Here is a 21,706-nt window from a genome sequence, read left to right as displayed (position 1 = left end):
CTATTTTTCCCATTTTGCTTTATCAACAAATTTTATTGTATCCTATCATAATTGTTTATATTAAAAAGAGGCAAGTGCTAATATATTATAGAATATTTAAAATAATAATGGAACAATAAGAATGGTTAATAATCAACTAAAATATGGCAATATTTTCTTTAGAGGAATTGCTAAATTAATTGATTTGCTCTTCATTATAGTTCTCTGGAAATTTTTTCATGAAGGAGGATTTTTTATTGGGATTTTTTATTTGTTAATAAGTGATGGTTTATTCAAAGGTTGCAGCATTGGGAAAAAATTTTTAAGACTGAGAGTTATTAACATAGAGAGACAGAGCAAGGCAGATTTCAGAGACTCTATAATTAGAAATTTACCTGTAGCTTTATCAGCATTTTTTTTACTTATACCAATTTTGGGCTGGTTAATTTGTATCGCATTGTTTGCCTTTGAGTTTACTCTCATTGTGGGAGATCCAGATTCCAGAAGATTGGGTGATTACCTTGCTAAAACTTCAGTCATAGAAGAATAAATCTGAAATATTTTAAAATAATTTAAAATCTAATGCAGGGAGGACAAATGCTTCTTCAAAAATTAGTGGGAAAATTTTCTAATGATCTGGCAATTGACCTTGGAACAGCAAATACTCTGGTTTATGTAAAAGGTAAGGGCATTGTATGTGACGAACCATCAGTTGTGGTAGTGAGAAGAGACAATAAAAAAGTTATTGCTGTTGGCACAGAGGCAAAAGAAATGATGGGTAAAACTCCAGCCAATATCATCGCAATAAAACCTCTTAAAGATGGTGTTATAGCAGATTTTGATGCAACAGGAGAGATGCTTAAGTATTTCATTACAAAAGCTCATAATAGAAAATGTTTTATCTCTCCAAGAATTATTATTGGAGTGCCTTCAGGAATAACTCAGGTTGAACAGAGAGCTGTTAAAGATGCTGCAATTGCTTCAGGTGCCAGAGAAGTTTATCTCATAGAAGAACCTATGGCTGCTGCAATAGGAGTTGGGCTTCCTGTTGGAGAACCTTCTGGTAATATGATAGTTGACATTGGTGGAGGGACTACAGATGTTGCTGTGATTTCTCTTGATGGAATTGTATGTTCAAAGGCAGTAAAAGTTGGTGGTGATAAAATGGATGAAGCAATAATTGCTTACATTAAAAGAAAATATAACCTGATGATAGGAGAAAGAACTGCTGAGCTAATAAAAATAAACATTGGCAGTGCTTATCCTATGAATTCTGACAAATCAATGGAGATCAAAGGAAGAGACTTAATAACAGGAATTCCAAAAGCAATAACCGTCACTGAAGAAGAAATAAGAGAAGCTTTACAAGAACCAGTCACAATTATTCTTGATACAATAAAAGTTACCCTGGAAAATACACCTCCTGAACTTGCTTCTGATATAGCAGATAAAGGAATAGTTCTGGCAGGTGGAGGAGCTTTATTGAGAGGGTTAGATATTCTTATAAAAGAACATACTGGAGTGCCTGTAATAATTCCTGATGATCCTCTGAGAGCAGTTGTTAAAGGATGTGGTGCAATGCTTGATAAGCTTGACCTTCTCAGAAGAGTTTCTCTTAATGTTAATTTATGATAAAAAAAATCACTGTTTTAATTGTAACCGGTATATGTTTGGTCTCTTTTTTTCTTATAAGCTACCAATCCAAGGGATTGATACGCTTTAATAAATTTGATCTTTCTCCTTTAGTATTACCTTTACAATATTTAAAAAACTTATTTTCCGAAGTTTTCTATTTCAAAGAAGAAAACAGAAAATTAAAAGAGCAGCTATATCAAATGATTTTAGAACAGAAATCTTCCTATGAACTTATAGAGGAAAACAAAAGATTAAAGGAACTTTTAAACTTAAAAGAAAAAAAGAAAGAAGTTGTAACCATAGCAAAGGTAATTCGTGCTGGTTCTAATAGATTTCTTAAGACTCTATGGATAGATAAAGGAAGTGCTCAGGGTATAAAAGCAGGTATGCCAGCAATAACACTTAATGGATTAGCAGGAAAAGTCATCTTTACATCTTCAAACTTCGCAGAAATACTTTTATTAACGGACCCTGACTTTTCTGTTGCTGTCAGAGTTGAAAGAACTCGCTCAGAAGGTATAGTAAGCGGTACAGGGACAAACCTTTGTATTCTCAAATATATACCCTTAGAAGAAGATATCATGGTTGGAGACAGATTAATTACATCTGGAACAGATGGCATTTTTCCTGAAGGAATTAAAGTGGGAGTTGTAAAGAAAGTAGAGAGAAAAAAAGGATTCTTTCAACATATTGAAGTTATTCCATATCAGTCAGATTCAAAAATTGAAGAAGTCGCGATAATTAAAAGCTTGATATGAAAGATTTAATTAAATGGGGCATATTCGTATTTTTCACTTTTTTTATTGAACAAACTTTTACAATTGACAGCATAAGTTTTAATTTCTCATTTTTACTGATTTATCTTTTTGTTATACATTACTTTTTCCCTGAGATAGAACAAAAAAAAATTGCACCTTCAGAAATTTTACCTGTTTTATTTTTTGTAACTGTTGGAGTAATAGAGGACATGTTTCAGGGAATAATTGGTCCTGCAATCATATCCAAAACAATTACTGGTGTTATTTTAATAATCCTGGTTAGGCAACTGTTTTTTCACTGGACAGAAATTTTTAAAGCCTTGGTTATCTTTATTTTCACCATAATGGACGAGATTATTTACAGTTTGATTGTGGTATATTTTTTTAATTTCAATTTGAATCCACAACTTTTTAAAATTTTTTTTATAAGAGGGCTTATTAATATTCCCCTTGGCTTGATTTTAAGCTGGAGAAAACCATGAAAAAAAAGGATTACATATTTGCTGTTATAATTTTCTTAGTATTCATTATAATTCTGTTGAGACTCTGGCAACTTCAGATACTTAACACAGAGAAATATAAAAAACTTGCTGAACAAAATAGAATCAGAATAATAAAAATTCCTGCTCCACGAGGAATTATTTATGATAGAAACGGCATTCCTCTGGTTGAAAATATCCCTTCTTTTGCTGCTTTAATTTCTCCTGAATATGCAGATAAAGTGGATGTAAACTTATTATCTAAAATTTTAAACATTCCTCCGGATGAACTACAAAGTAAGCTTAAAACAAAAACTGAAAGCATTTATATACCCATAAAAATAAAAGATGACCTCACATTCAAAGAAATTGCTATGCTTGAAACAAGACGTTCAGAAATACCCGGACTGATAATAGAAACAGAGATAAAAAGACACTATCCATTTGGCCCTGCCACAGCTCATTTAATAGGATATCTTGGTAAAATTACAGACCAACAAATAAAAAATAATCCCCAATATAAAACTCTGCCATCTTATTTTCTGGTTGGGCAGACAGGACTGGAAAAATTATTTGATGAAAGACTGATGGGCATCCCTGGAGAAAAAATTGTAGAAGTGGATGCTCTTGGTAGAGAACTAAGGCTTATAAAGGAATCACCGCCTGTAAAAGGAGAAGATATTTATTTAACAATTGACGCTCTACTGCAGGATGCAGCTTACAAATCTTTTGAAACTCTAACAGGGGCTTTTGTTGCGATAAAACCTGATACTGGAGAAATATTAGCATTACTGAGCTCTCCATCCTTTGATCCCAATAAATTTGTGGAAGGTGTTACAGAACAATACTGGAATGAATTAATAAATAATCAGAAGAATCCTTTACTTAATAGAGCAATTCAGGGATTGTATGCACCTGGCTCAACATTTAAGATAATTACTGCACTGGCTGGTCTTGAGGAAGGAGTCATAACCCCGGATAAAATACTCGTAAACTGCACTGGCGGTATAAGTCTTGGACAATGGACATTTGGTTGCTGGAAAAAAGAAGGACATGGACCTGTTAATCTTAGAAGAGCTCTTGTTGAGTCCTGTGATGTTTATTTTTATGAAGTTGGTAGAATTCTTGGGATAAAAAAAATACATAAATATGCTACTTTGTTGGGCTTGGGTACTGCTACAGGATTTAGTTCAGATGAAAAATCAGGGTTAGTTCCTGATGATGAATGGAAAAAAAATGTAAAGAAAGCTTCCTGGTTTTTAGGTGATACCTTTAACACTGCTATTGGGCAGGGATTTCTAAAAGTCACCCCCTTACAGATGGCAAGAGTTATGGCTATAATAGCAAATGGAGGGATCAAAGTTACTCCCTATATAATGAGAGGTGATGAGCCAAAAAAAGAAAATCTGAATCTTGATCCTAAAAATCTTGAGATAATTAAAGAGGCATTATCAGGAGTAGTAAATGAACCAGCAGGCACAGCTTCAGGCGCTCGTTCTTATATTATAAAGTTTGGTGGTAAAACAGGAACAGTTCAGGTAATTAGCAAAAAGTTGAAAGAGAAGGTATCATATAAAAATGTTGAACATCATGCATGGTTTGTTGGATTTGCTCCCGTAGATAATCCTGAAATGGCTTTTTCTGTAATTGTTGAACATGGAGGAAGCGGAGGAGCAGTGGCAGCACCTGTGGCAAGAAATATACTTGAAGGATACATACTTAAAAAGAGGCAACTGAATGTTAAAAATTGATAGAAGACTGATTAGCTATTTTGACTGGATTACTTTTGCTGTAGTTGTTTTCATATGTATCCTTGGAATACTAACAATTTATAGTGCTACAAGGCCACCTCTTGATGAAGGAGAACAACCTCCTTTTTATGTAAAACAATTAATATGGCTTGCAATAGCCATATTAACTTTGATTGCCTTTGTAACCTTTGACTATATAAAGCTAAAAAATTTCTGGCTAATCTTTTACATAATTGGAATTTTACTTCTTATTATTGTTCTTTTTACTGGTAAAACAGCAATGGGTGCAAAAAGATGGATAAGTCTTGGCTTTTTTTCATTTCAACCTTCAGAAATATTTAAAATAATCTTTATTATAAGCATTTCAGCCTTTCTGGAAGACAAACAATCTCCTCTATCAGTAAAGGATACACTGAAGACATTACTTATTTTTGGAATGATACCGTTTTTGCTTATTATTAAGCAGCCTGACCTTGGAACAGCTGTGATGCTTTTTGCAATCACATTTATAATGATTATTTATAAAGGGCTTCCTATAAGATTGTTAATACTACTTCTTTCTTTATTTATTATTTCAATATTCTTTTTATGGGAAATTTTGTGGGAAGGACTGAAGGAATATCAAAAAAATAGACTAATTGCTTTTATTGATCCGAGTATAGATCCGAAAGGAATTGGTTACAATATCATGCAATCAGTAATTACAGTAGGCTCTGGCGGACTATTTGGCAAAGGATTTCTTGAAGGCACACAGGGTCCTTTAAAATTTCTTCCAGAAAGACATACTGACTTTATCTTCCCCATTTTTGCAGAAGAATGGGGATTTATAGGTTGCTTTATAGTTTTAGCACTTTATTTTACTGTTTTTATCAGATGCTGGAAAACCTCTATAATTGCCAAAGATAACTTTGGGAAACTTCTCTCAATAGGTTTTACTTCAATTTTTGTCTTATACTTTTTTATAAATGTTGGCATGACTCTTGGAATTATGCCAGTAGTAGGAATTCCTTTACCATTTATGAGTTATGGTGGAACAACTCTGGTTGCTAATTTTATAGGAATTGCTTTAGTAATAAATGTTAGAATGAGAAGATTTGAATTATTTTATCCATAGGAGGTTTAGTCATGAAAATTATTGAAGGAAAACTTGATGCTCATGGGCTAAAATTTGGAATTGTTGTAAGCAGATTCAATGAATTTATTACTTCACGACTTCTTGAAGGTGCTATTGATGCTTTGATAAGGCACGGAGCATGCGAGACAGACATTGAGATTGTGAGAGTGCCTGGTTCTTTTGAAATTCCTATAATTACAAAAAAATTAGCTCAATCAGGCAAATTCAATGCAATCATCTGCCTTGGCAGTTTAATTAGAGGCGCAACCCCTCATTTTGATTACATTGCAGCTGAAGTCTCAAAGGGAATTGCCCTTGTTGGATTAGAAACTGGTATTCCAGTTTCATTTGGAATAATTACAGCAGATACCATTGAACAGGCAATAGAAAGAGCTGGTTCAAAATCAGGGAATAAAGGCTGGGATGCAGCCATGGTAGCCATTGAGATGGCAAAAGTTATGGAACAGTTGAAATAGCTTTAAAAACAGACAAAAATGAAGAGAAGAAAAGCAAGGGAGTATGTTTTACAATTTCTTTATGCCTGTGAAATGAATGAAAATACAAAGAAAATGTGTGATTACAATCTATTACAGGAAGAAATTGAAAAGTTTTGGGAAAGAAATAATGAAGAGCAGGATAATAGTATAAAAACCTTTGCAAATCAGTTAATAGAAGGAACTATTGAACATATTGATGTTATTGATAAAACAATTCAAAAATATACTGAAAAATGGAATTTAGAAAGAATTATTCCAATTGATAAAAATATTTTGAGATTTTCAATTTATGAAATATTGTTTCGTCAGGATATCCCCTATCAGGTCACAATAAATGAAGCAGTAGAGATTGCAAAAAAATACTCAACAAAAGAAAGCACTTCTTTTATTAATGGAATTCTTGATAGAGTGGCAAAAGAAGAACTCTCTCGTTCTGAATAGGTTTCTCTGTTTTCTTGACAAATTCTTAAAAATTATAGTAGTTTAAAGAGAGTGGGCGGATAGCTCAGATGGGAGAGCGCAGCCCTTACAAGGCTGAGGTCACAGGTTCGATACCTGTTCCGCCCATGTGGGTAATTGGGGTGGTAGTTCAGCCCGGTTAGAACGCTTGCCTGTCACGCAAGAGGCCGCGGGTTCAAGTCCCGTCCACCCCGCCAATAATATCAACTCTCCAGACACTTTTCAGGTTGACATTTTAAAACAAAATGTGGTAAAAATGTGGGCAAAAAAATAAGTTAGGGTGTAAATAAGCATGGCAGTTTATAAGAGAGGAAAATCATGGTATATTGACATAAGGATTGGTGGAGTAAGGATACATAGAAAGGCTGCAGATACAAAATCGGAAGCAAAGCGTATAGAGGAAGAATTAAAAACCAAATGGAGACTAAAAAAACTTCATGCAAGTGAAATTAAAGATGAACCTGTACCATTTGAGGTTGTGACTGAGATGTATCTGGATTATTGCAGTAAAGTTAAGGCAAAAAAAACTAACGAACTTGAAAGAATTAGTATAAATAAACATATACTTCCCTTTTTTCAAAACAAATATATAAATGACATAACAACGGAAGATTTAATTGAATATCAAGGTTTAAAAAAAAATCAAGGATTAAGCAACAGAACTGTAAATATTCACATATCTATTGTAAGAAAGATTATCAATTTTGCAGTTGATAAAGGAATTATTGTTCGGTCTTCTATAAAAAAATATCCAATGCTTAAAGAGCCAAAAAAACAACATGCCTTTTTAACTCCATCTGAAGTTAAGGCGTTGATAGACAATATAACTTGTGCTTTAACAAAAAAAAGAGTTTTATTTGGTGTTCTTACTGGGATGCGCCCTGCTGAGCTTGCTTATCTCGCATGGAACGATGTTGATTTTTATACCAAAACAGTAAAAGTGCAAGGCAAGGCTGGTTGGAAACCAAAAACAAGTGAAGAGCGAATTATTCCTCTTTGTGAAGATGCTATAAACATTTTGAAAGAGCTTTATAAAAATAGAAAATCACAATGGGTTTTTTCTAACACAGATAAGCCTGTTATTTCAATAAAAAAATCTCTTCGTGCTGCAGCAAAAAAAGCAGGCATACAAAAAAGGGTATCTCCAAACATGATAAGACATACTTTTGCAACAACTGCACTTCTTGCAGGTGCAAGCATTATGGAAGTTAAAGAAGTTATGGGTCACAGTCAAATAAAAACAACTGCAAGATATTTGCATGCATTGCAAGAACATCTTAAAAAAGCAGTAGAAAAAGTAAGTGATTTACTAAAAACAAGTGGTTTTTGTAAAAGCCTTTTTTAGCCACTTAAATTCATCAGGGTATATTTTACTATTTATCTTTACCTAAAAACGCCTTAAAAGCCATTCTAAGCAATCTAAGTAATGAAAAAATATGTATAGGTTCTACATGTTTTACCATAGAGGAGAAAAAATTTTATTTTTAACAAATATTATCTTTAACTCTTTAATATAATGTTCATTATATTAAAAAATATCCTTAAACAAGTATTTATGAGTAGTCATGTGTGTATAGTTAAAATTAATAGACATCAGAGGAGAAAGGTGGAAGTGGTTACTGTGTGTTTCTTAGATATTAAGATGGTTGATATAAAAGAAATAATTGCGCTTTCAGTTTACAAAACTGATTATATCTATCCACAACTAAAAGATACTGTAAAGTGTGTTTTGTATGATATTATTTTTTCAAAGACAGTGCTTGAAGGCAAGGCATCTGCAAGAATAAGCTATTCTGATTTTGCTTTTCTTTCTGGGTGTTCTCTTACGACTATTAAAACTGCGTTAAAAGAGATGCTTGCAGATGGATATATAAAGATTGTAGGAGCGTATTATTCAAGAATTGCCAATGAATATGCTTTAAACATTAAAATACCTGAAAATTTAACACCAATTTCAAATGTACAGCGTGTCCCGCAGAAAGTAGTAAAGTCAACTTTACATAGAAATGATGTATCTAAAAAGTATGAACTTACACAAGAAGGTCATGCGATAGTAAACGCAATAAAGTCATCTATGAGTCAACATGAAAGGAAGCTTTATGAAAAGAAAGCAATTGATGAGTTAATCATAGAAAACACAGAAATAACAGAGCAAGCAATAGAAAACAAAATAACAGAAATTATTGTAAGAAACTTTAGCAATGAAAAAAGAAAAAAATATGTTGTCTCATCTGAGTAATCTTATTCTTGCAATAATTGCATCAGCAGATAAAGAATTATATTTAAATGAAATTGCAAATAAAATTTCTATTACAAAAGAAGAATTACTTATTCATATCCAGGAAATTAAAGAGTATTTAAACCCTACATGTCTTGATATATCTATAACAGAAAACTCTGCTATGCTAATTATTAAGCCTGATTATGCAAAAAACATTCCTGATGAATATAGAAAGAAAAAACAACTTAGCGCACAAGCATTTGAAGTGCTTGCAATAATTTGTGCAAAACAGCCTTGCACAAAACAGGAAATAGACAGTGCAAGAGGTGGCATAGACAGCGAAAAAGTTCTTGAGAACCTAATAAATGCTGGTTTGGTAAAAAAGCTTTGCAGTCTTAGTATTCCTGGAGCTCCAGCGCTTTATTCAATTACAGAGCAATGCATTCACATGGCTGGGTTTAAAAGTTATGATGAAATGGTAAGCGTGCTTTTTGAAATAAAAAAAGCCTGAAGTAGTGACAGGTTTAAACCCATCACTGCTTCAGGCTTTTTTTATTTCCTTATTCTACTATGTAATCAATATCTTCGCTTTTCTCTACAGGTGCAGGTGGATGTTGTGTTTGTCTTCTTGGTTTTTCAAGTGAATATGGCAAAGCAACACTAATGTGTCTCATTAACTCTGCGAAATATAAAAAATCTGCCTTGTTAAAAGGAACATTAATTTTTTTCTCTGATCCATTCTCTTCTCTTTTAAAGACTATCGCAAAACCTGTTTTTTCATTTCTTTGCCACTTTTCAAATATTAAAGTAGCAATTCTTTCCTGTCCATTTTTGTCTGTTTTGTGAATCAACTTGTGTTGATTAAGATTTCCCTTAACCATTGTGTTACAAATCAACATAATATTAAATGCTTCCTTTACATCAACCATAAAAATTCCTTGTTCATTTCCATTTCCATTTCCAAAAGTAAAAAACCTTAGAAAGATTTTTCCTTCACCTCCCTGTACCGCAGTTGTAATTTCCATTCCTGAGTTTTTTGAATAAAATGTGTAAAACATAAAAAACCTCCTTTAAATTATTATTTTATGCACCAAAGGTGCTATTATTTGAAATTTGAATATTGAATATTGAATAAAATTAAAGGAATGAAATGAATGGATAGAAAAAGGTAGGAAAAAAGATATAGGACAACCTCACAAGTGAGGTTGTCCTATTAACTATTAAACAATCAAAAATAATTCATCAATGTTTCAATATCATTCTTCATTTCCCAAAAGACAATTTCCTTATTTTGAAATTTCTTTACTGTGGTAGCTACCACTAATCCATTGTTTGCAACTCTAACATCATATCCAATCATTTCTACAACCTTAATGAAATCAAACACGTTAATGTTTTTTTGTAACATCTCTTGATATGAAATAAAAATCTTCATATAAACCTCCTTTAAAAAGATTTTTTGGCTTTGGCAGGATTGCCATACCTCTCCAAAAGAGAGTCACCTATTGGTGAGAAATTATATTCTAAAGTTATAAAACTTCTAAAAGTTTGTCAAGTGCTAAATTTTGATAGTCATCTTGACAATATGAAGTTCACTAAGTTATTTTTATATTATCTTTATAAAAAAGGAAGGAGTGATAACAATGGTAAAAGAACTTACAAAAGAAGAACAAGAAAAATTAATAAGAATGCAGAAAGATATAATAAGAGCTCTGCAGATGGCTGGTGCCTCAGAAGATGTGGCTAAAGAAATCATAAAAAATGCAAAAGTGCTAACAGATGACAACAAAGAAGTAACATTTCAATAAAAAAAGCCAGAAAAACAATATTGTTTTTCTGGCTTTTAGATTCTTTAATTCCTTGAAAAACCAAAACTCAGTTTTTTTATCTCCTCAATATCGGTTTCTGTTCCATTTTTTTCAATAACATCAAAAAGCTGTTCTACAGGTAATTTTTTGTATATACTGTCACTGATTAGAAAGAAATAACTAAATTTGTTGTTAATAGTTATTTTTTTGTCTTTTTTTGACTTTATTACTATATACCCCATTTACTCCTCCTTATTTAAGTTTATAGTCCTTATTAACAAAAAAAGTTCGTGTTTTGTAACACGGTTTACAAATTTGCAAACCGTGTTAAACCCATTGAATTCAAAAACCTTTAAGCTTGCCACATTTTCTTTAACCACTGTTGCAGATACAAGAGGAGTATCTATAATGTTTAGTAACATCCTGATTATTATCTTCCCTACCCCCTTTCCTCTTTCATTGTGTTTCACACAGATACTTCTTATTTCTGTGGTGTGCCAGGCTATTTTGTATAGCCCAGCAACACCGATAAGATTGTTGTTATTATAGAAACCAAAACACTTAATCTTGTTTGGTAATGTGCTACTATAATTGTTGTCTTTTAAAAAAAGTATCATTTCATTTTTAGAAAGGCTCTTCATCTCTAATTCCATTTTTTACTCCCCCATTATCTTCATTATCACTGTTATCACTGCCGAAGAACCTTTCTCTGAAACTTAGCTCGTACTCAAGTTCAACCAGCTTAGATTCAATCTCAATTCTGTCTTCCTCAGGAATTGTTCTTTCATTGTAATATAAATCTGTAAGTCGCTCCATCACAGACTGTAATTGTCTTGTTGTAAGTTCTTCAACATTAAGCTCAAGCAAGTGCCTGTACTTAGAATTATTTGATATGATTGAATATTGTTTATTGTGTTTATTATTAGGTATTTGTCTCCAATATGTTCCATCCCATACCCAGTCTGCATACGAACCAGAAATTTTCTTCTTTGTCTTCTTTGGTTTACTTTTGAGCTCCCTAACTACTTCATAGCAAACTTTCTTTTCTTTTCCTTTGAAAGTAATTTTGTATAATTTAAAAACCTGAACCTCATGATATTGAATCTTTTCTGTCTTCAAACCTGCAATATGACTTGCTTTCTTGAACATTTCCAAAGTAGATGCATAAAAAATAGAATTTCGGTAAAAAATTAAATTTAACGGTCTTGCATCATTTCTCCATAAATATAAACCATCAGGAGACAAAAGCGTAAAGGCAAAATCTCCATCCGATGAGACCTCATAAGTTACTTTCTCAATAGCATCTTCAAGTGATACTCCTTGCCTTAATAAAGCTGTGATACTTCTCAAAAAAAGCTCTGAATCAACCTTGGCATCAGAGAGTTTATTAGCTCCAAACTGCTGTGCAATTTCTTTCATTTTGCCACCAAGAACTCCATTATGTGCCAGCCAATACCATGTATTGTTAGCTTGTGATCCAAAAGGATGAGCGTTTCTGTCACTTTGCTCTCCTGTAGTTTTGTATCTAACATGCCCCATGATAATTTTATGCCCTTTTTCGTTCCACAAAAAATCTGCAAAACCTTGTGCAATGTAATGCAACCCTCTTAATCCTTTCTTTTGAATTTTAAATCCTCTTTTATCTGCAACCAAAATCCCTGTTCCATGAGGGTTGCTGGCTTCTTCTGATAATATTAGCCCTCTTAAAATTCTTATAATTTCCTCATTAACATTGCCTATAAAGCCAAACAATCTACACATAAAACCCTCCTTTTAAAGAATTAGGCACACCAAAATGGTGTGCCTTTTTGTTAATACGAAAACAATTCTCTTTCAACTTCTTTTGTAATAATCAATTTTCTCGCAAGAGATATAGAATGAATACATTTGTGACCATTTCTTAAAAAACTTCTGCAGTTGCACCAAATCTCTCCATTATCTTTAACCGTACACTTATACCTTTGTTCAGAGCAAGATGAGTCATCAACAGAGACAGAGATATACTCTCTCGGAGAAGGAACAGTAACAGTATAAGTATTTTCAGACTCCTGAACAATATTTTCCCATGCAATTATTTTTCTTCTCAGAATGCCATTTGTGGTTCTTAGAATTGATGCAAGATTGTTGATATGATTTGTAGGTAATGCAGAATCTCTTTCGCTAAGAGCCAGTTCAGGATTATAATAAATACTCTCTAATTTCTCGTTTCTGTATCGCTTTATAAGATCAACATCAAGCTGAGGTAGTGAAAATTCCTGATCTGTTGAGAAAAGGTTATATCTCTCTAAAAGGAACTGTCTTGCCTGAGCAACCAGTGGAATTGCATTTTTGGTAATTCCTAACTTATCAAGAACTTCTTCTACTGTAGGGTTTTCAGAAAAGTCTGAATATTTCAACCCTTCTTTTACTTTTTGAATTAATTTTAAACAAAAGATCACCCAGTTTATAACTTTTGTTGAGTTCAGAGTGCCATGATGTAATCTAAACTCAACTGTTTTGTACTCCTGAAATGCCCTCAGGTTAAGAGCATAATATCTTTGATCTCTGTTTATTCCCAAATCTGCAAAACCTGCAAGCACTTTCCCGACAAAATGCTGACTTTTTCTTAATGAAATGCAATATCGGTTTTCTCTTCTACTTGGAGCAACAAAATAAAAAACTACTGGCTCAATTTTTGTCCACACCAGTAACAGCCTTTTTAAATCATCAAGAGTGTAATTCCACGCATCCACATGAACATGAAAGCCACACGAACTATTAACAGCACCACCTATCTTATTCCACGTAGATAATACTTCTTTGATTGCATTAAATCCTTCATTACCAAACAGTTTTGGGCTCGTGACCTCAACGCTTTGATATTCTCTTTGTTCTTCATTGCTCATATTCCTCCTTACTGAGCCATCGTCACCAAGCTTCCAAAGCTCATTGCCCATTTCATGGTTATACCCTGTAAGCAGGGTCTTAAACCCTTTCTCTTTAAGCTTTTCATTAAGCTCTGTTCTACTTTTAACCAACCCTTCCAGCTCTACACCGAATGAATACAAAGGCAATAATTCATACTTAGGGTTTTCCTTAATAAGAGAAACAAAATCTTTGTATTTAACACCTATCTTGCTTAAAATATCATTAATAATCCAATATGCTTGTTCCTTGCTAAGTTGCTCATGAGGAGTGATACCAAGTTTTTTCATCAGCACCTTTTGCCACTCCGTTATTTTCTTAAAGTTTGTCTTTAATGTTGCTTCCCTAAATGATGATGAATTGATGTAAGACCTAATATGTTTGCAAGTTACGATTCCTCTGTCTAACTTAACTCCTCTTTGAAACAGGAAAGATAAACAATTGCAACCCAGAGAGCCATCAGAAAGACCATAAATTGTGTATTTACCATTATAATTTTGGCTCTCTACCACAGTTAAAATTGTCCTCTGTGAATTGTATCCTCTGTTAGGCGCAACTTTAATTACTATTCCACAATTAGGACATTCATATGTGTTTTCTGTGATTACTATTCCACAATTAGGACATTCATTAGGACATTCATTAGGACATTCATATGTGTTTTCTGTGATTACTCCACCATCAATAAAAACATCATCAACAAATAACTCACTAATTAATGTTGTCATAATATCCCTCCTTATAATTGTTTTTTTTAAGTTAAATAAAAGATAAAAGAAGTGGTTTTGGTTTGAATTTAAGAGATAAGATTAAATGGCGAGATTAATTTACTCTTCAATATGCTTATCAGAATACCTATCAGAAACTACTATGAACTTTTCTTCTACATCTGCATCTTCACCAATACAAATAGGCAAATAATCACACCACGCACATGATACTCCTGGATTTTTGTAAAAATGTTCTTCTTCAATGTCTTTCCAAACCTTTAACACAATTTTTTTAAAGTTTTCTAAATCTTCAACTGTTCTTGTTGCAAATAAATACTGAATCTCAGGACTTTTCTTTTTGATAAATACTCCAAAACCTACACGCTCTGGAGTCTTCTCGGTTTCTGCAAGAACATAAGCATAAGCTGTTAATTGCAAATCCAACTTTACCTTGTGTTCTGAATATCTTGCGTTAGCAGTTTTCCAGTCAAGTAACATATCCTTTCCCACAAAATCAATCGTGCTCCAAAAAGGAACCTTTCCCTCAATTTCAATATACCTCTGTTCTTCAACAGAGATATACTCTCTTGGAGTATCAGGATGATTTTTCCATTTTTTAAGAATTTCTTCACCCATCTTCAGTAATATGGTATGTGTGTCTCCATTAGAGTACTCATACTCTGTTTCCTGTTCAGCTTGCCATATGTTTCTAAATGTTGTCTCAGGTGAAATCCCTTCAATAAAAAATTTCTCAATGCTGGCATGAATTGTTGTTCCAAAAGCAATGCTTGCCTTCGGAACTTTTCTCCTTAACTTTTTAATGTGCGATAAATAAAATTTGTAAGGACAACTTAAATAGGTTTTTAATGCAGTTGCAGTTAAATACATAAAACACCCCCTTTTTTTATTTTTGGATTTAATTAAAATTAATGGATTTAACAATGATTATTTGTGTTTGTGGTAGTATTTATGGCAGGATTGCCATACCTCTCCAAAAGAGAGTCACCTATTGGTGAGAAATTATATTCTAAAGTTATAAAACTTCTAAAAGTTTGTCAAGTGCTAAATTTTGACACACAAGAGGATTTACCCTCTTGTGTGTCATTTAGTTTGTCTTACACTTTTATGTCGTCTTCATCGCCATCACTACCATAAGCAAGTTCCATCTTTTTGTCAACTTTTGTGTCCTTATCCATCTCTTGTTTTGGCATAAGCTCTCTCGGTGGAACATAAGGAATCCCTGCTTTTTCACAAATTTTCTGCGCAGCGTCATTTAGCCTTCTTACTGCCTCAAAATACTCTTGTAGAAGTTCCGAAACTTCATCAGCATTAAACCTAAATAACAAGCCCTGCCTGAGAATTCTAATGCCCCTGTCTGCATTCCTTGCAATTCTTAATGCAACTTTTGTGTCAACAGTCGTAGCACGAACTACCCATGAAGTTGCCTCTTTTGCAAGGCTTACTTTTCTTTCCACAATCCTTTGCGTTCTGTCTTCTGCCATGTTTTTTTACCCCCTTTCTTGTTTTTTAGTCTTCAAGTTCTTCTTCGCCATAAAGCCACTCAATAAGAATGTTTTTTATTACCCTTCTCCATGAAATAACTACAAAGAGAAAGCTCGTAAAAACAACAAAATATGATGCAGGAATAAACACCTTTCTAAATTCAGTTAAAAATGTTCTTACAGAATCGCTTGAATCAATATGCACTATTGCTTTAATTATTTGCCCTTTATCAAAAAAAAATGCAATTTTGTCAATTGTTTCTGGTGTAAGCTTTACATAAATATAATGAAACAACAAAAAAATAAGAAACGCTTTTATGAAGGACCCAACTGTTAAGCTAAACAATAAACTCTTAATTTTACTTCTTGTTATTGAATATTTTTTTCTCCAAAATTTCCCTACTTTGCTAATAAAAATTGCATAACCAATTGAAAAGCCTATAGATAGAAAAAAAATATATATTTCATCCACAATGCTTGTAGAATAACTGCCAAAAACAGGAATGATCTTCTCAAAAACCCCCATCATAATAGGGCTCATTAGCGCAGTAAATAACCCAGACACTAAAGATGCTTTAATCCCTACTTCAACAAATTTTACCCATTGCTTTGTCGTAAAAAACTCAGAATCTATTGTTTGACCTGACGATTCACTTGCAGCAGTATATTCAATGTTGCTTATCGCTTCAAAAAGATTCGTAACTTTTTCTGTTGCCTGATTTGTCACATATATTGGTGAATCTTTATGGCTCATTACTTACCCCCAAAAAAACCAAAAAGCCTGGCAAATATCCATCCATAAGCAAAAAGAAATGCAAACAAATAAAACCATATTCCTGCTAAAAGTTGATCTCTTCTTATCCAGAACCACAAAGAAAAACCAAGACAAATAAATCCTAACGCTCTTGCAAGCCACCCATTTAAAAAAGTGTTAAATAGAACACTAAAAAAATTTACATAGCTTCCACCAAAATATTTTGATACATCAAAAAAATCTACAATATTCATTTTCCTCCTCTTATAATAAGAGATATCATAGTAACCAAATTATTCCCAAAAGCCAGACGCATCTATTTTTATATCATTGTTGTTTTGAAGTTTTTGAACTTTAAAGCTTTCATTAACCCTCTCTGTCTCTTCAAGTTTTTCTTTGATAAATCTTACAAGTGCATCTTCTCCACTTTTTATATATACCTGTTGAAGTTCCACAGGAGACACTTTTTGAAGAAGTAATCCAAATAAAGTCTCTATAACAATTCTATTAATTCCTTTAAGAAGAGAATATGCTCTGTAAATTTCTTCATTTTTAATTGATACTATTATTTTTCTATCTTTGCCCTGCAACATAATAGCCTCTTGCTTGAGAAAACTCTGGCTCGTTGGGTATATATACTTTGCTTCCTAAAACTTTACTCTCTAAATAATATGCCCCACCGCCAGCAAGAATAATAAACTCAACATCTTTATAAAAATCTTTTAACTCCTGCTTTATCTTTGAAAATAAAATCTCAGAGTAATTTAAAATTGCCTCAGTTTTATAATTTTTTAAATCTATCTTTTCTGTCTCAAAATGCATATATCCCTTTTCAAAAACTTCAAGTAATCTTGCTGCAGACCAGTTCTTCACTATAGCAAACCTTTCAGGTAAAATTGCTCTCATAAACTCAACAGCTTTTATTACTCCATACCCTTCAAGCGTTATAGCTATCTTCTTTTTCCATGTATTATCAACTCTCTCTGCCACAAGACAGTCAACAGTATTATATCCAGCATCTATTACCATAGTATCTCCACTTATTTTTTCTGTGCTTACTACATCATATAGAATTCCAAGTCCTTGAGGTAAAACAATTACTTCAGAACTCATTGCAACGCTTTTAAGGCTTTCTTGAAACTTTAAAGCATAAAACTTACAATTAGGTGGTAAACCAGATACAATAATGTCAAACCCACCAAACTTGTCCAGAATATGCTTTAAAAAAGCAGGTGCATACCTTATCAGTTCCTCAACTGTCGCAATCTCTATTCTAAAAGAAGAATACTTCGTATCTCTGCCTAACACATACTCTCTGCCTGCTATATTTACTTTTTCTACTTCCATATTTGCATCTTCAGACACATAAGCAATCTGCGTTGGTATCTTATACTTTACCCCATCAGAATAAACCTTAGTATGACCAAAACCAATGTCTATCCCTAAAACCTTTGCTTTTTTAATTTTAGATTCTTTCTCCATTTTTCTACCCCCCCTTTTTTTAAAAGTTTAAATAAAACTATTTAAGTAACTTATGTCACCAAAGTAACTCAAGTAACTCAAGTAACCTAAGTAAAAAAGTTACCTTGTTTACCTAAATGAAATTGGCTACCTTGTTTACCTAAGTAAAAAAAATTACCTTGTTTACCTAAATGAAATTGGTTACCTTTAAATAATGTTTAATTACAAGCACCCGATTTGTCACATTTTCTATATACAAGCACCCGATTTGTCACATTTTGAAAATTGCTTTCTTAATTGTATTCTTATCCTCTTAATTTCAAGGGCTATGTTTTTTTTAACAAAATATGTGTTATTTAAATTAAATCTTCTTATGGCTTCTCTAATTAAAGTTTTTGCGTGTATTTTTTTGTTAGCGTCTTTTGCTTCCTTTAGTCTTGTGTAAAGCCATGAGGAAAGCTTATTGTTGCAATTTACTCTTGATTGTTCAACTATTTTTTTAATTGTAGTTTTTTTATACCCTGAAAGTTGTAGTTTAATAAAAGACTCTCTTCTCCAAACGCTATGAATCGCAGAAAGCTTTATAAAATCTTCCTCAGTTAATGGAAATTCTATTATTTTATTTTTTATGAAAAACTTAATGTCTTTCTCACGAAACCTTCTGAAATGTTTTATAATGTCTGGTATTTCCATTTGTATAAATTTCAAGCTCAATTATTATCACCTCCAGATCTTTCTTTTTATTCTTAATTATTGACTTTTTGTTGTTATACCAGGCATCCAATAGTTGTTCTGCAGAATACACTCCATGCTCTATATACCACTCTTTTTTATTTTCATAATACTCTGCTACTGCTTTCTCAAATAAAACATATATTTTATGCCATCTCTTTTTGTGTAACTCTAAAACCCCCTTTCTGCAAATAAATGGGCATACTACGCAGCCAAGCCTTGAAAAGCCTTCATCATAAAGAGATGGATATGGCAGTTTATGCATTTCAATATAGTCCCATATATCTGCCTCTGTCCAGAAAAAAATCGGATAATAATCAATCGTCTTTGTTTCAGTGTTTAAATTTATTTTCTCTCTTCTTGCACGCTTATATGACTCTTCCGCACGCACTCCTAAAACTATATGCTTTGAACCTTTAAGTACTCTATGTTTAAGCTTTGAACAACACCATCTTTTTTGTTTTGTTGGTGGTCCTACTCTTTTAACATACTCAAAGAAACTTCTTAACGGACGCAACCATTTTACTTCTGGATAATACTTCAAGATAAACCTCGTTAGTTCTGGTGGATCAATTGTGGTGAAATTGTAATATACCCGATGCTTTACCTCTGCTTTTCTTACCAAATCATATGTAACAATGCTGTCTTTACCACCTGAAAACTTTACCGTATAGCCCTCAGCAGGTTCATTGGCTTTTAAAAAATCAATAGCTTCTTGAATTTTATCTGTAAGAAAAAGTGTCATATAAAATATGACTAAAAAGTAACCTCAAAACTATTAAAAACAACAAAAAAATGTGAAAGCTGCCAAACCAAAACTTATCAAATACTCTACTAATGATCCTGTCGGAATTAATCCTAACCCAAATACTCTTTTTGTCGGATGCAGCAATGGAACACTGGAGCTTAACGAATCTTCAAGAATATGTAAAATACAGCCAAAACAAAAGAAAAAAACCAATATAAAACATAAAATAAATCAGAGTTTCAGAGTTAATTACCTTAAAAACAGAAAGAAACTGAGAAAAAGATACAGTCTCTATACTAATACCTGTCTTTGCTTTCACCATAAACCATAAAATAGAGGCAACAATAAAGTATCCTAAAAACCAGTGGCTTAATCTTCTATGATTTCTCTTCCATCTTTCACTTGCATAATTATGCCCCTCAATGGCATCAGGAAAAATACTGCCTACCATAGCAAAAACGGAAGAAATCACATCGTGTGTTATAAAATAAACAACCGAAAAAGTTGCTACCTTATGGTTAATCCATTTCATCTCTATATCTTCTTTTTACATTAACAATTTTGCACCCTGTTGCTTGTTCTTGTTGTATAAGCATATGCACTCCTTCTTCAATTGCATCCTGCCAGTTGTCCGCCCAAACAAAAAAACTTTCTTGTCCCCCATCTTCTTTTAAAATTGTTATTTCCCACTGAAAACATTTTTTAAAATCTTCACTTTGAAACATAATCCACCCCTTTCTTTTTATTCTTTTTTGATATAAGACTGATAAGGCTGCAACTCCTTCCACACCTTTTGACTGTATCTAACCCTCTTTACTTTTGAACTTGCATTGTAACAACCCACTGCGTCCCATGTATATCCAAATTTTTTAATGCACTGGCTAAGAACCCAAGCTCCTACATGAATGTTATAGCAAGGATTCCAAAGATGCCTTGGGTCCGTTAAGCCATATGCTTTTAATACAGGTATCCATGATGAATTAATCTGCATAATCCCTATATCATAAGAACCGTTAGCGTTTTTATTAATAGCATAAGGATTGAACCTTGACTCTACCTTTGCGATAGCCCAGAGAAGATTTGGATGCACTCCATATCTATTGCCTGCATCTATAAAGCATTGGTTAATGTCTGTGTGATCTGAATCTGAAACATCTGTATTTGCCAAATCAATGAAAACTAAAACAATAGCAATAGATAAAACAAACAGCTTTATCATTTACTGCCCTCTTTTTTGATAGCATTATAAATCGCTGTTATGCCTTTTTCGCATAATGCGCAAATTTTTTTAGAATTGTAAGTTTTTGTACCACAGTAAATACAACTGTATTTCTTTTTCTTAATCTCATCCTTTTCAAACTTTTCTGTTGCTATCGCAGCACGCCTTTTCTTTTCTTTTTCAGAAAGCCTTAAAGACATAAGTTTCTCCTCCATTAAAATGGTTCGTATTCAAGATCATCATAATTAAAAGACGGTTTCTGTGCAGAAGAATTATTGCTTACAGATGTTTTTCCTTTTTGTCTTCTCGGTTCCCATTGCCGCCCACAAACTTCACAGTGTTTGCAATAATCTCAAATTTGCTTCTTTTTTGCCCTTCATATTCCCATTTTCTTTCCCTTAATCGTCCTTCAACCAATACAGTTTTGCCTTTACTTAAATACTGTGCACATGTTTCAGCTTGACTACCAAAAACAATAACATCAATAAAAAGCGTTTCTTCTTTGATTTCATCTCCTTGCTTGTATTTTGTATTAGTGGCTATTGGCATAACAACAACAAATGTTCCAGACTGAGTTTGTCTTGTCTCAGGGTTTTTTGTAAGATTGCCAAGTAGAATTGCCTTGTTATACATTTTATTTCTCCTTTCTTTTTTGTTATTACTTATATAAGTATCGCAGGTAACCATTCATATCTTTGTTGAAAACTTCTCAGTAGTAAAGCTTAAAAAAAAGAGGTAAGTGCTTTTTTGTGCTTTTTTGATAGCTCTTGCCAAGGAGGGTTGCACTTACCTCTTTTAAGTGTTATAAATTGCGCAACTCTAAAGTAGGTGTAAATCGTAGTAATTTTTTCTGAGGCACTTTTACGAGCTCTCCTGTTTTTGGGTTTCTGGCATTTCTTGCTTTCCTTGTTACAACCTTAAATGTGCCAAATCCTGGCAGTTTCAAAGTGTCATCCTTTTTTGCAAGTTCTTTGA

General features: G+C 32.8%; 32 protein-coding genes and 2 tRNA genes. 14 read left to right on the top strand and 20 right to left on the bottom strand.

Annotation, left to right across the window (positions count from 1 at the left end; all coding sequences use genetic code 11):
- The first annotated feature begins 121 nt into the window (after positions 1 to 121).
- The 13 genes from ACYQ3X_RS00170 to ACYQ3X_RS00110 all read left to right on the top strand — a co-directional run bounded on the left by ACYQ3X_RS00170 (position 122) and on the right by ACYQ3X_RS00110 (position 9,404).
- The gene (locus ACYQ3X_RS00170; RefSeq protein WP_460179823.1) at positions 122 to 529 is read left to right on the top strand and encodes an RDD family protein; all 408 of its coding nucleotides are present in this window, start codon (positions 122 to 124) and stop codon (positions 527 to 529) included.
- A 47-nt stretch (positions 530 to 576) separates the two neighbouring features.
- The gene (locus ACYQ3X_RS00165) at positions 577 to 1,611 is read left to right on the top strand and encodes a rod shape-determining protein (protein ID WP_460179822.1); all 1,035 of its coding nucleotides are present in this window, start codon (positions 577 to 579) and stop codon (positions 1,609 to 1,611) included.
- On the top strand, positions 1,608 to 2,372 hold the full coding sequence (mreC, locus tag ACYQ3X_RS00160) for a rod shape-determining protein MreC (RefSeq protein ID WP_460179821.1): 765 nt from the start codon (positions 1,608 to 1,610) through the stop codon (positions 2,370 to 2,372). Before ACYQ3X_RS00165 ends, mreC begins: the two co-directional genes overlap by 4 nt.
- The gene (locus ACYQ3X_RS00155) at positions 2,369 to 2,854 is read left to right on the top strand and encodes a hypothetical protein (RefSeq protein WP_460179820.1); all 486 of its coding nucleotides are present in this window, start codon (positions 2,369 to 2,371) and stop codon (positions 2,852 to 2,854) included. Before mreC ends, ACYQ3X_RS00155 begins: the two co-directional genes overlap by 4 nt.
- Positions 2,851 to 4,602 (top strand): penicillin-binding protein 2, encoded by a 1,752-nt coding sequence (mrdA, locus tag ACYQ3X_RS00150; RefSeq protein ID WP_460179819.1) that lies wholly within the window; start codon positions 2,851 to 2,853, stop codon positions 4,600 to 4,602. Before ACYQ3X_RS00155 ends, mrdA begins: the two co-directional genes overlap by 4 nt.
- Positions 4,589 to 5,716: a rod shape-determining protein RodA gene (rodA, locus tag ACYQ3X_RS00145; protein ID WP_460179818.1), complete on the top strand. Its 1,128-nt coding sequence runs from the start codon at positions 4,589 to 4,591 to the stop codon at positions 5,714 to 5,716. Before mrdA ends, rodA begins: the two co-directional genes overlap by 14 nt.
- An 11-nt stretch (positions 5,717 to 5,727) precedes the next feature.
- The gene (gene ribH, locus ACYQ3X_RS00140) at positions 5,728 to 6,192 is read left to right on the top strand and encodes a 6,7-dimethyl-8-ribityllumazine synthase (RefSeq protein WP_460179817.1); all 465 of its coding nucleotides are present in this window, start codon (positions 5,728 to 5,730) and stop codon (positions 6,190 to 6,192) included.
- A gap of 18 nt (positions 6,193 to 6,210) precedes the next feature.
- Complete coding sequence (nusB, locus tag ACYQ3X_RS00135) at positions 6,211 to 6,654, top strand: transcription antitermination factor NusB (protein ID WP_460179816.1); 444 nt, start codon at positions 6,211 to 6,213, stop codon at positions 6,652 to 6,654.
- Between the two features lie 53 nt (positions 6,655 to 6,707).
- Positions 6,708 to 6,780: transfer RNA gene (locus ACYQ3X_RS00130), tRNA-Val, on the top strand.
- A gap of 11 nt (positions 6,781 to 6,791) precedes the next feature.
- Positions 6,792 to 6,869 (top strand) — tRNA-Asp (locus ACYQ3X_RS00125).
- A 95-nt stretch (positions 6,870 to 6,964) separates the two neighbouring features.
- Positions 6,965 to 8,017, top strand: a complete 1,053-nt coding sequence (locus tag ACYQ3X_RS00120; RefSeq protein WP_460179815.1) for a tyrosine-type recombinase/integrase — start codon at positions 6,965 to 6,967, stop codon at positions 8,015 to 8,017.
- Positions 8,018 to 8,278: 261 nt separating this feature from the next.
- On the top strand, positions 8,279 to 8,911 hold the full coding sequence (locus tag ACYQ3X_RS00115) for a hypothetical protein (RefSeq protein WP_460179814.1): 633 nt from the start codon (positions 8,279 to 8,281) through the stop codon (positions 8,909 to 8,911).
- Complete coding sequence (locus ACYQ3X_RS00110) at positions 8,874 to 9,404, top strand: SMC-Scp complex subunit ScpB (RefSeq protein WP_460179813.1); 531 nt, start codon at positions 8,874 to 8,876, stop codon at positions 9,402 to 9,404. Before ACYQ3X_RS00115 ends, ACYQ3X_RS00110 begins: the two co-directional genes overlap by 38 nt.
- A 49-nt stretch (positions 9,405 to 9,453) precedes the next feature.
- On the opposite strand, the gene ACYQ3X_RS00105 is transcribed toward ACYQ3X_RS00110, so the two are convergent.
- Positions 9,454 to 9,951 (bottom strand): hypothetical protein, encoded by a 498-nt coding sequence (locus ACYQ3X_RS00105; protein WP_460179812.1) that lies wholly within the window; start codon positions 9,949 to 9,951, stop codon positions 9,454 to 9,456.
- Positions 9,952 to 10,121: 170 nt separating this feature from the next.
- The gene (locus ACYQ3X_RS00100; protein WP_460179811.1) at positions 10,122 to 10,328 is read right to left on the bottom strand and encodes a hypothetical protein; all 207 of its coding nucleotides are present in this window, start codon (positions 10,326 to 10,328) and stop codon (positions 10,122 to 10,124) included.
- A gap of 208 nt (positions 10,329 to 10,536) precedes the next feature.
- On the opposite strand from ACYQ3X_RS00100, the gene ACYQ3X_RS00095 reads away from it, so the two are divergent.
- Complete coding sequence (locus ACYQ3X_RS00095; RefSeq protein WP_460179810.1) at positions 10,537 to 10,701, top strand: hypothetical protein; 165 nt, start codon at positions 10,537 to 10,539, stop codon at positions 10,699 to 10,701.
- 44 nt (positions 10,702 to 10,745) lie between these two features.
- Here the strand turns inward: ACYQ3X_RS00095 and ACYQ3X_RS00090 are convergent, their stop codons facing one another.
- The 18 genes from ACYQ3X_RS00090 to ACYQ3X_RS00005 all read right to left on the bottom strand — a co-directional run bounded on the left by ACYQ3X_RS00090 (position 10,746) and on the right by ACYQ3X_RS00005 (position 21,677).
- Positions 10,746 to 10,943 (bottom strand): hypothetical protein, encoded by a 198-nt coding sequence (locus ACYQ3X_RS00090; protein WP_460179809.1) that lies wholly within the window; start codon positions 10,941 to 10,943, stop codon positions 10,746 to 10,748.
- A complete protein-coding gene (locus ACYQ3X_RS00085; RefSeq protein WP_460179808.1) occupies positions 10,944 to 11,354 on the bottom strand; it encodes a GNAT family N-acetyltransferase in 411 nt (136 codons plus the stop codon). It lies immediately after the preceding gene.
- Positions 11,326 to 12,462: a class II glutamine amidotransferase gene (locus ACYQ3X_RS00080; protein ID WP_460179807.1), complete on the bottom strand. Its 1,137-nt coding sequence runs from the start codon at positions 12,460 to 12,462 to the stop codon at positions 11,326 to 11,328. Before ACYQ3X_RS00080 ends, ACYQ3X_RS00085 begins: the two co-directional genes overlap by 29 nt.
- 50 nt (positions 12,463 to 12,512) lie before the next feature.
- Complete coding sequence (locus tag ACYQ3X_RS00075) at positions 12,513 to 14,333, bottom strand: amidoligase family protein (RefSeq protein WP_460179806.1); 1,821 nt, start codon at positions 14,331 to 14,333, stop codon at positions 12,513 to 12,515.
- Positions 14,334 to 14,432: 99 nt separating this feature from the next.
- The gene (locus ACYQ3X_RS00070; RefSeq protein WP_460179805.1) at positions 14,433 to 15,203 is read right to left on the bottom strand and encodes a RecB family exonuclease; all 771 of its coding nucleotides are present in this window, start codon (positions 15,201 to 15,203) and stop codon (positions 14,433 to 14,435) included.
- A gap of 227 nt (positions 15,204 to 15,430) precedes the next feature.
- A complete protein-coding gene (locus tag ACYQ3X_RS00065) occupies positions 15,431 to 15,817 on the bottom strand; it encodes an SGNH/GDSL hydrolase family protein (protein ID WP_460179804.1) in 387 nt (128 codons plus the stop codon).
- Between the two features lie 25 nt (positions 15,818 to 15,842).
- Positions 15,843 to 16,571 (bottom strand): hypothetical protein, encoded by a 729-nt coding sequence (locus ACYQ3X_RS00060; RefSeq protein ID WP_460179803.1) that lies wholly within the window; start codon positions 16,569 to 16,571, stop codon positions 15,843 to 15,845.
- Positions 16,571 to 16,825 carry a hypothetical protein gene (locus ACYQ3X_RS00055; RefSeq protein WP_460179802.1) on the bottom strand — a complete coding sequence of 85 codons (255 nt, stop codon included), beginning with the start codon at positions 16,823 to 16,825 and terminating at the stop codon, positions 16,571 to 16,573. The genes ACYQ3X_RS00060 and ACYQ3X_RS00055 overlap by 1 nt, the downstream gene beginning before the upstream one ends.
- A gap of 39 nt (positions 16,826 to 16,864) precedes the next feature.
- Positions 16,865 to 17,164 (bottom strand): hypothetical protein, encoded by a 300-nt coding sequence (locus ACYQ3X_RS00050; RefSeq protein WP_460179801.1) that lies wholly within the window; start codon positions 17,162 to 17,164, stop codon positions 16,865 to 16,867.
- Positions 17,145 to 18,053, bottom strand: a complete 909-nt coding sequence (locus tag ACYQ3X_RS00045; RefSeq protein WP_460179800.1) for a ParM/StbA family protein — start codon at positions 18,051 to 18,053, stop codon at positions 17,145 to 17,147. Before ACYQ3X_RS00045 ends, ACYQ3X_RS00050 begins: the two co-directional genes overlap by 20 nt.
- A gap of 228 nt (positions 18,054 to 18,281) precedes the next feature.
- Positions 18,282 to 18,725: a hypothetical protein gene (locus ACYQ3X_RS00040; RefSeq protein WP_460179799.1), complete on the bottom strand. Its 444-nt coding sequence runs from the start codon at positions 18,723 to 18,725 to the stop codon at positions 18,282 to 18,284.
- Positions 18,682 to 19,509: a phosphoadenosine phosphosulfate reductase family protein gene (locus tag ACYQ3X_RS00035; RefSeq protein ID WP_460179798.1), complete on the bottom strand. Its 828-nt coding sequence runs from the start codon at positions 19,507 to 19,509 to the stop codon at positions 18,682 to 18,684. Before ACYQ3X_RS00035 ends, ACYQ3X_RS00040 begins: the two co-directional genes overlap by 44 nt.
- A 172-nt stretch (positions 19,510 to 19,681) precedes the next feature.
- Entirely contained in the window at positions 19,682 to 20,044 is a 363-nt protein-coding gene (locus ACYQ3X_RS00030) for a hypothetical protein (protein WP_460179797.1), read from the bottom strand.
- Complete coding sequence (locus ACYQ3X_RS00025) at positions 20,031 to 20,237, bottom strand: hypothetical protein (RefSeq protein ID WP_460179796.1); 207 nt, start codon at positions 20,235 to 20,237, stop codon at positions 20,031 to 20,033. Before ACYQ3X_RS00025 ends, ACYQ3X_RS00030 begins: the two co-directional genes overlap by 14 nt.
- A 17-nt stretch (positions 20,238 to 20,254) precedes the next feature.
- Positions 20,255 to 20,731: a lytic transglycosylase domain-containing protein gene (locus ACYQ3X_RS00020; RefSeq protein ID WP_460179795.1), complete on the bottom strand. Its 477-nt coding sequence runs from the start codon at positions 20,729 to 20,731 to the stop codon at positions 20,255 to 20,257.
- On the bottom strand, positions 20,728 to 20,931 hold the full coding sequence (locus ACYQ3X_RS00015) for a hypothetical protein (protein ID WP_460179794.1): 204 nt from the start codon (positions 20,929 to 20,931) through the stop codon (positions 20,728 to 20,730). The genes ACYQ3X_RS00020 and ACYQ3X_RS00015 overlap by 4 nt, the downstream gene beginning before the upstream one ends.
- A gap of 79 nt (positions 20,932 to 21,010) precedes the next feature.
- A complete protein-coding gene (locus ACYQ3X_RS00010; RefSeq protein WP_460179793.1) occupies positions 21,011 to 21,364 on the bottom strand; it encodes a single-stranded DNA-binding protein in 354 nt (117 codons plus the stop codon).
- A 169-nt stretch (positions 21,365 to 21,533) separates the two neighbouring features.
- Positions 21,534 to 21,677 (bottom strand): HU family DNA-binding protein, encoded by a 144-nt coding sequence (locus ACYQ3X_RS00005; RefSeq protein ID WP_460181673.1) that lies wholly within the window; start codon positions 21,675 to 21,677, stop codon positions 21,534 to 21,536.
- Positions 21,678 to 21,706: the final 29 nt, after the last annotated feature.

The sequence above is a fragment of the Thermodesulfovibrio sp. TK110 genome, from assembly GCF_054658355.1.
The sequence above is the reverse complement of the archived record's forward strand: the minus strand, read 5'-3'. Positions and strand labels throughout refer to the sequence as shown.

Excerpts from the sequence above, each read along its gene's own strand:
- ACYQ3X_RS00170 (WP_460179823.1), top strand. The coding sequence starts at position 122 with ATGGTTAATAATCAACTAAAATATGGCAATATTTTCTTTAGAGGAATT.
- ACYQ3X_RS00165 (WP_460179822.1), top strand. The coding sequence starts at position 577 with ATGCTTCTTCAAAAATTAGTGGGAAAATTTTCTAATGATCTGGCAATT.
- mreC (WP_460179821.1), top strand. The coding sequence starts at position 1,608 with ATGATAAAAAAAATCACTGTTTTAATTGTAACCGGTATATGTTTGGTC.
- ACYQ3X_RS00155 (WP_460179820.1), top strand. The coding sequence starts at position 2,369 with ATGAAAGATTTAATTAAATGGGGCATATTCGTATTTTTCACTTTTTTT.
- mrdA (WP_460179819.1), top strand. The coding sequence starts at position 2,851 with ATGAAAAAAAAGGATTACATATTTGCTGTTATAATTTTCTTAGTATTC.
- rodA (WP_460179818.1), top strand. The coding sequence starts at position 4,589 with ATGTTAAAAATTGATAGAAGACTGATTAGCTATTTTGACTGGATTACT.
- ribH (WP_460179817.1), top strand. The coding sequence starts at position 5,728 with ATGAAAATTATTGAAGGAAAACTTGATGCTCATGGGCTAAAATTTGGA.
- nusB (WP_460179816.1), top strand. The coding sequence starts at position 6,211 with ATGAAGAGAAGAAAAGCAAGGGAGTATGTTTTACAATTTCTTTATGCC.
- ACYQ3X_RS00120 (WP_460179815.1), top strand. The coding sequence starts at position 6,965 with ATGGCAGTTTATAAGAGAGGAAAATCATGGTATATTGACATAAGGATT.
- ACYQ3X_RS00110 (WP_460179813.1), top strand. The coding sequence starts at position 8,874 with ATGAAAAAAGAAAAAAATATGTTGTCTCATCTGAGTAATCTTATTCTT.
- ACYQ3X_RS00105 (WP_460179812.1), bottom strand. The coding sequence starts at position 9,951 with ATGTTTTACACATTTTATTCAAAAAACTCAGGAATGGAAATTACAACT.
- ACYQ3X_RS00100 (WP_460179811.1), bottom strand. The coding sequence starts at position 10,328 with ATGAAGATTTTTATTTCATATCAAGAGATGTTACAAAAAAACATTAAC.
- ACYQ3X_RS00095 (WP_460179810.1), top strand. The coding sequence starts at position 10,537 with ATGGTAAAAGAACTTACAAAAGAAGAACAAGAAAAATTAATAAGAATG.
- ACYQ3X_RS00090 (WP_460179809.1), bottom strand. The coding sequence starts at position 10,943 with ATGGGGTATATAGTAATAAAGTCAAAAAAAGACAAAAAAATAACTATT.
- ACYQ3X_RS00085 (WP_460179808.1), bottom strand. The coding sequence starts at position 11,354 with ATGGAATTAGAGATGAAGAGCCTTTCTAAAAATGAAATGATACTTTTT.
- ACYQ3X_RS00080 (WP_460179807.1), bottom strand. The coding sequence starts at position 12,462 with ATGTGTAGATTGTTTGGCTTTATAGGCAATGTTAATGAGGAAATTATA.
- ACYQ3X_RS00075 (WP_460179806.1), bottom strand. The coding sequence starts at position 14,333 with ATGACAACATTAATTAGTGAGTTATTTGTTGATGATGTTTTTATTGAT.
- ACYQ3X_RS00070 (WP_460179805.1), bottom strand. The coding sequence starts at position 15,203 with ATGTATTTAACTGCAACTGCATTAAAAACCTATTTAAGTTGTCCTTAC.
- ACYQ3X_RS00065 (WP_460179804.1), bottom strand. The coding sequence starts at position 15,817 with ATGGCAGAAGACAGAACGCAAAGGATTGTGGAAAGAAAAGTAAGCCTT.
- ACYQ3X_RS00060 (WP_460179803.1), bottom strand. The coding sequence starts at position 16,571 with ATGAGCCATAAAGATTCACCAATATATGTGACAAATCAGGCAACAGAA.
- ACYQ3X_RS00055 (WP_460179802.1), bottom strand. The coding sequence starts at position 16,825 with ATGAATATTGTAGATTTTTTTGATGTATCAAAATATTTTGGTGGAAGC.
- ACYQ3X_RS00050 (WP_460179801.1), bottom strand. The coding sequence starts at position 17,164 with ATGTTGCAGGGCAAAGATAGAAAAATAATAGTATCAATTAAAAATGAA.
- ACYQ3X_RS00045 (WP_460179800.1), bottom strand. The coding sequence starts at position 18,053 with ATGGAGAAAGAATCTAAAATTAAAAAAGCAAAGGTTTTAGGGATAGAC.
- ACYQ3X_RS00040 (WP_460179799.1), bottom strand. The coding sequence starts at position 18,725 with ATGGAAATACCAGACATTATAAAACATTTCAGAAGGTTTCGTGAGAAA.
- ACYQ3X_RS00035 (WP_460179798.1), bottom strand. The coding sequence starts at position 19,509 with ATGACACTTTTTCTTACAGATAAAATTCAAGAAGCTATTGATTTTTTA.
- ACYQ3X_RS00030 (WP_460179797.1), bottom strand. The coding sequence starts at position 20,044 with ATGAAATGGATTAACCATAAGGTAGCAACTTTTTCGGTTGTTTATTTT.
- ACYQ3X_RS00025 (WP_460179796.1), bottom strand. The coding sequence starts at position 20,237 with ATGTTTCAAAGTGAAGATTTTAAAAAATGTTTTCAGTGGGAAATAACA.
- ACYQ3X_RS00020 (WP_460179795.1), bottom strand. The coding sequence starts at position 20,731 with ATGATAAAGCTGTTTGTTTTATCTATTGCTATTGTTTTAGTTTTCATT.
- ACYQ3X_RS00015 (WP_460179794.1), bottom strand. The coding sequence starts at position 20,931 with ATGTCTTTAAGGCTTTCTGAAAAAGAAAAGAAAAGGCGTGCTGCGATA.
- ACYQ3X_RS00010 (WP_460179793.1), bottom strand. The coding sequence starts at position 21,364 with ATGTATAACAAGGCAATTCTACTTGGCAATCTTACAAAAAACCCTGAG.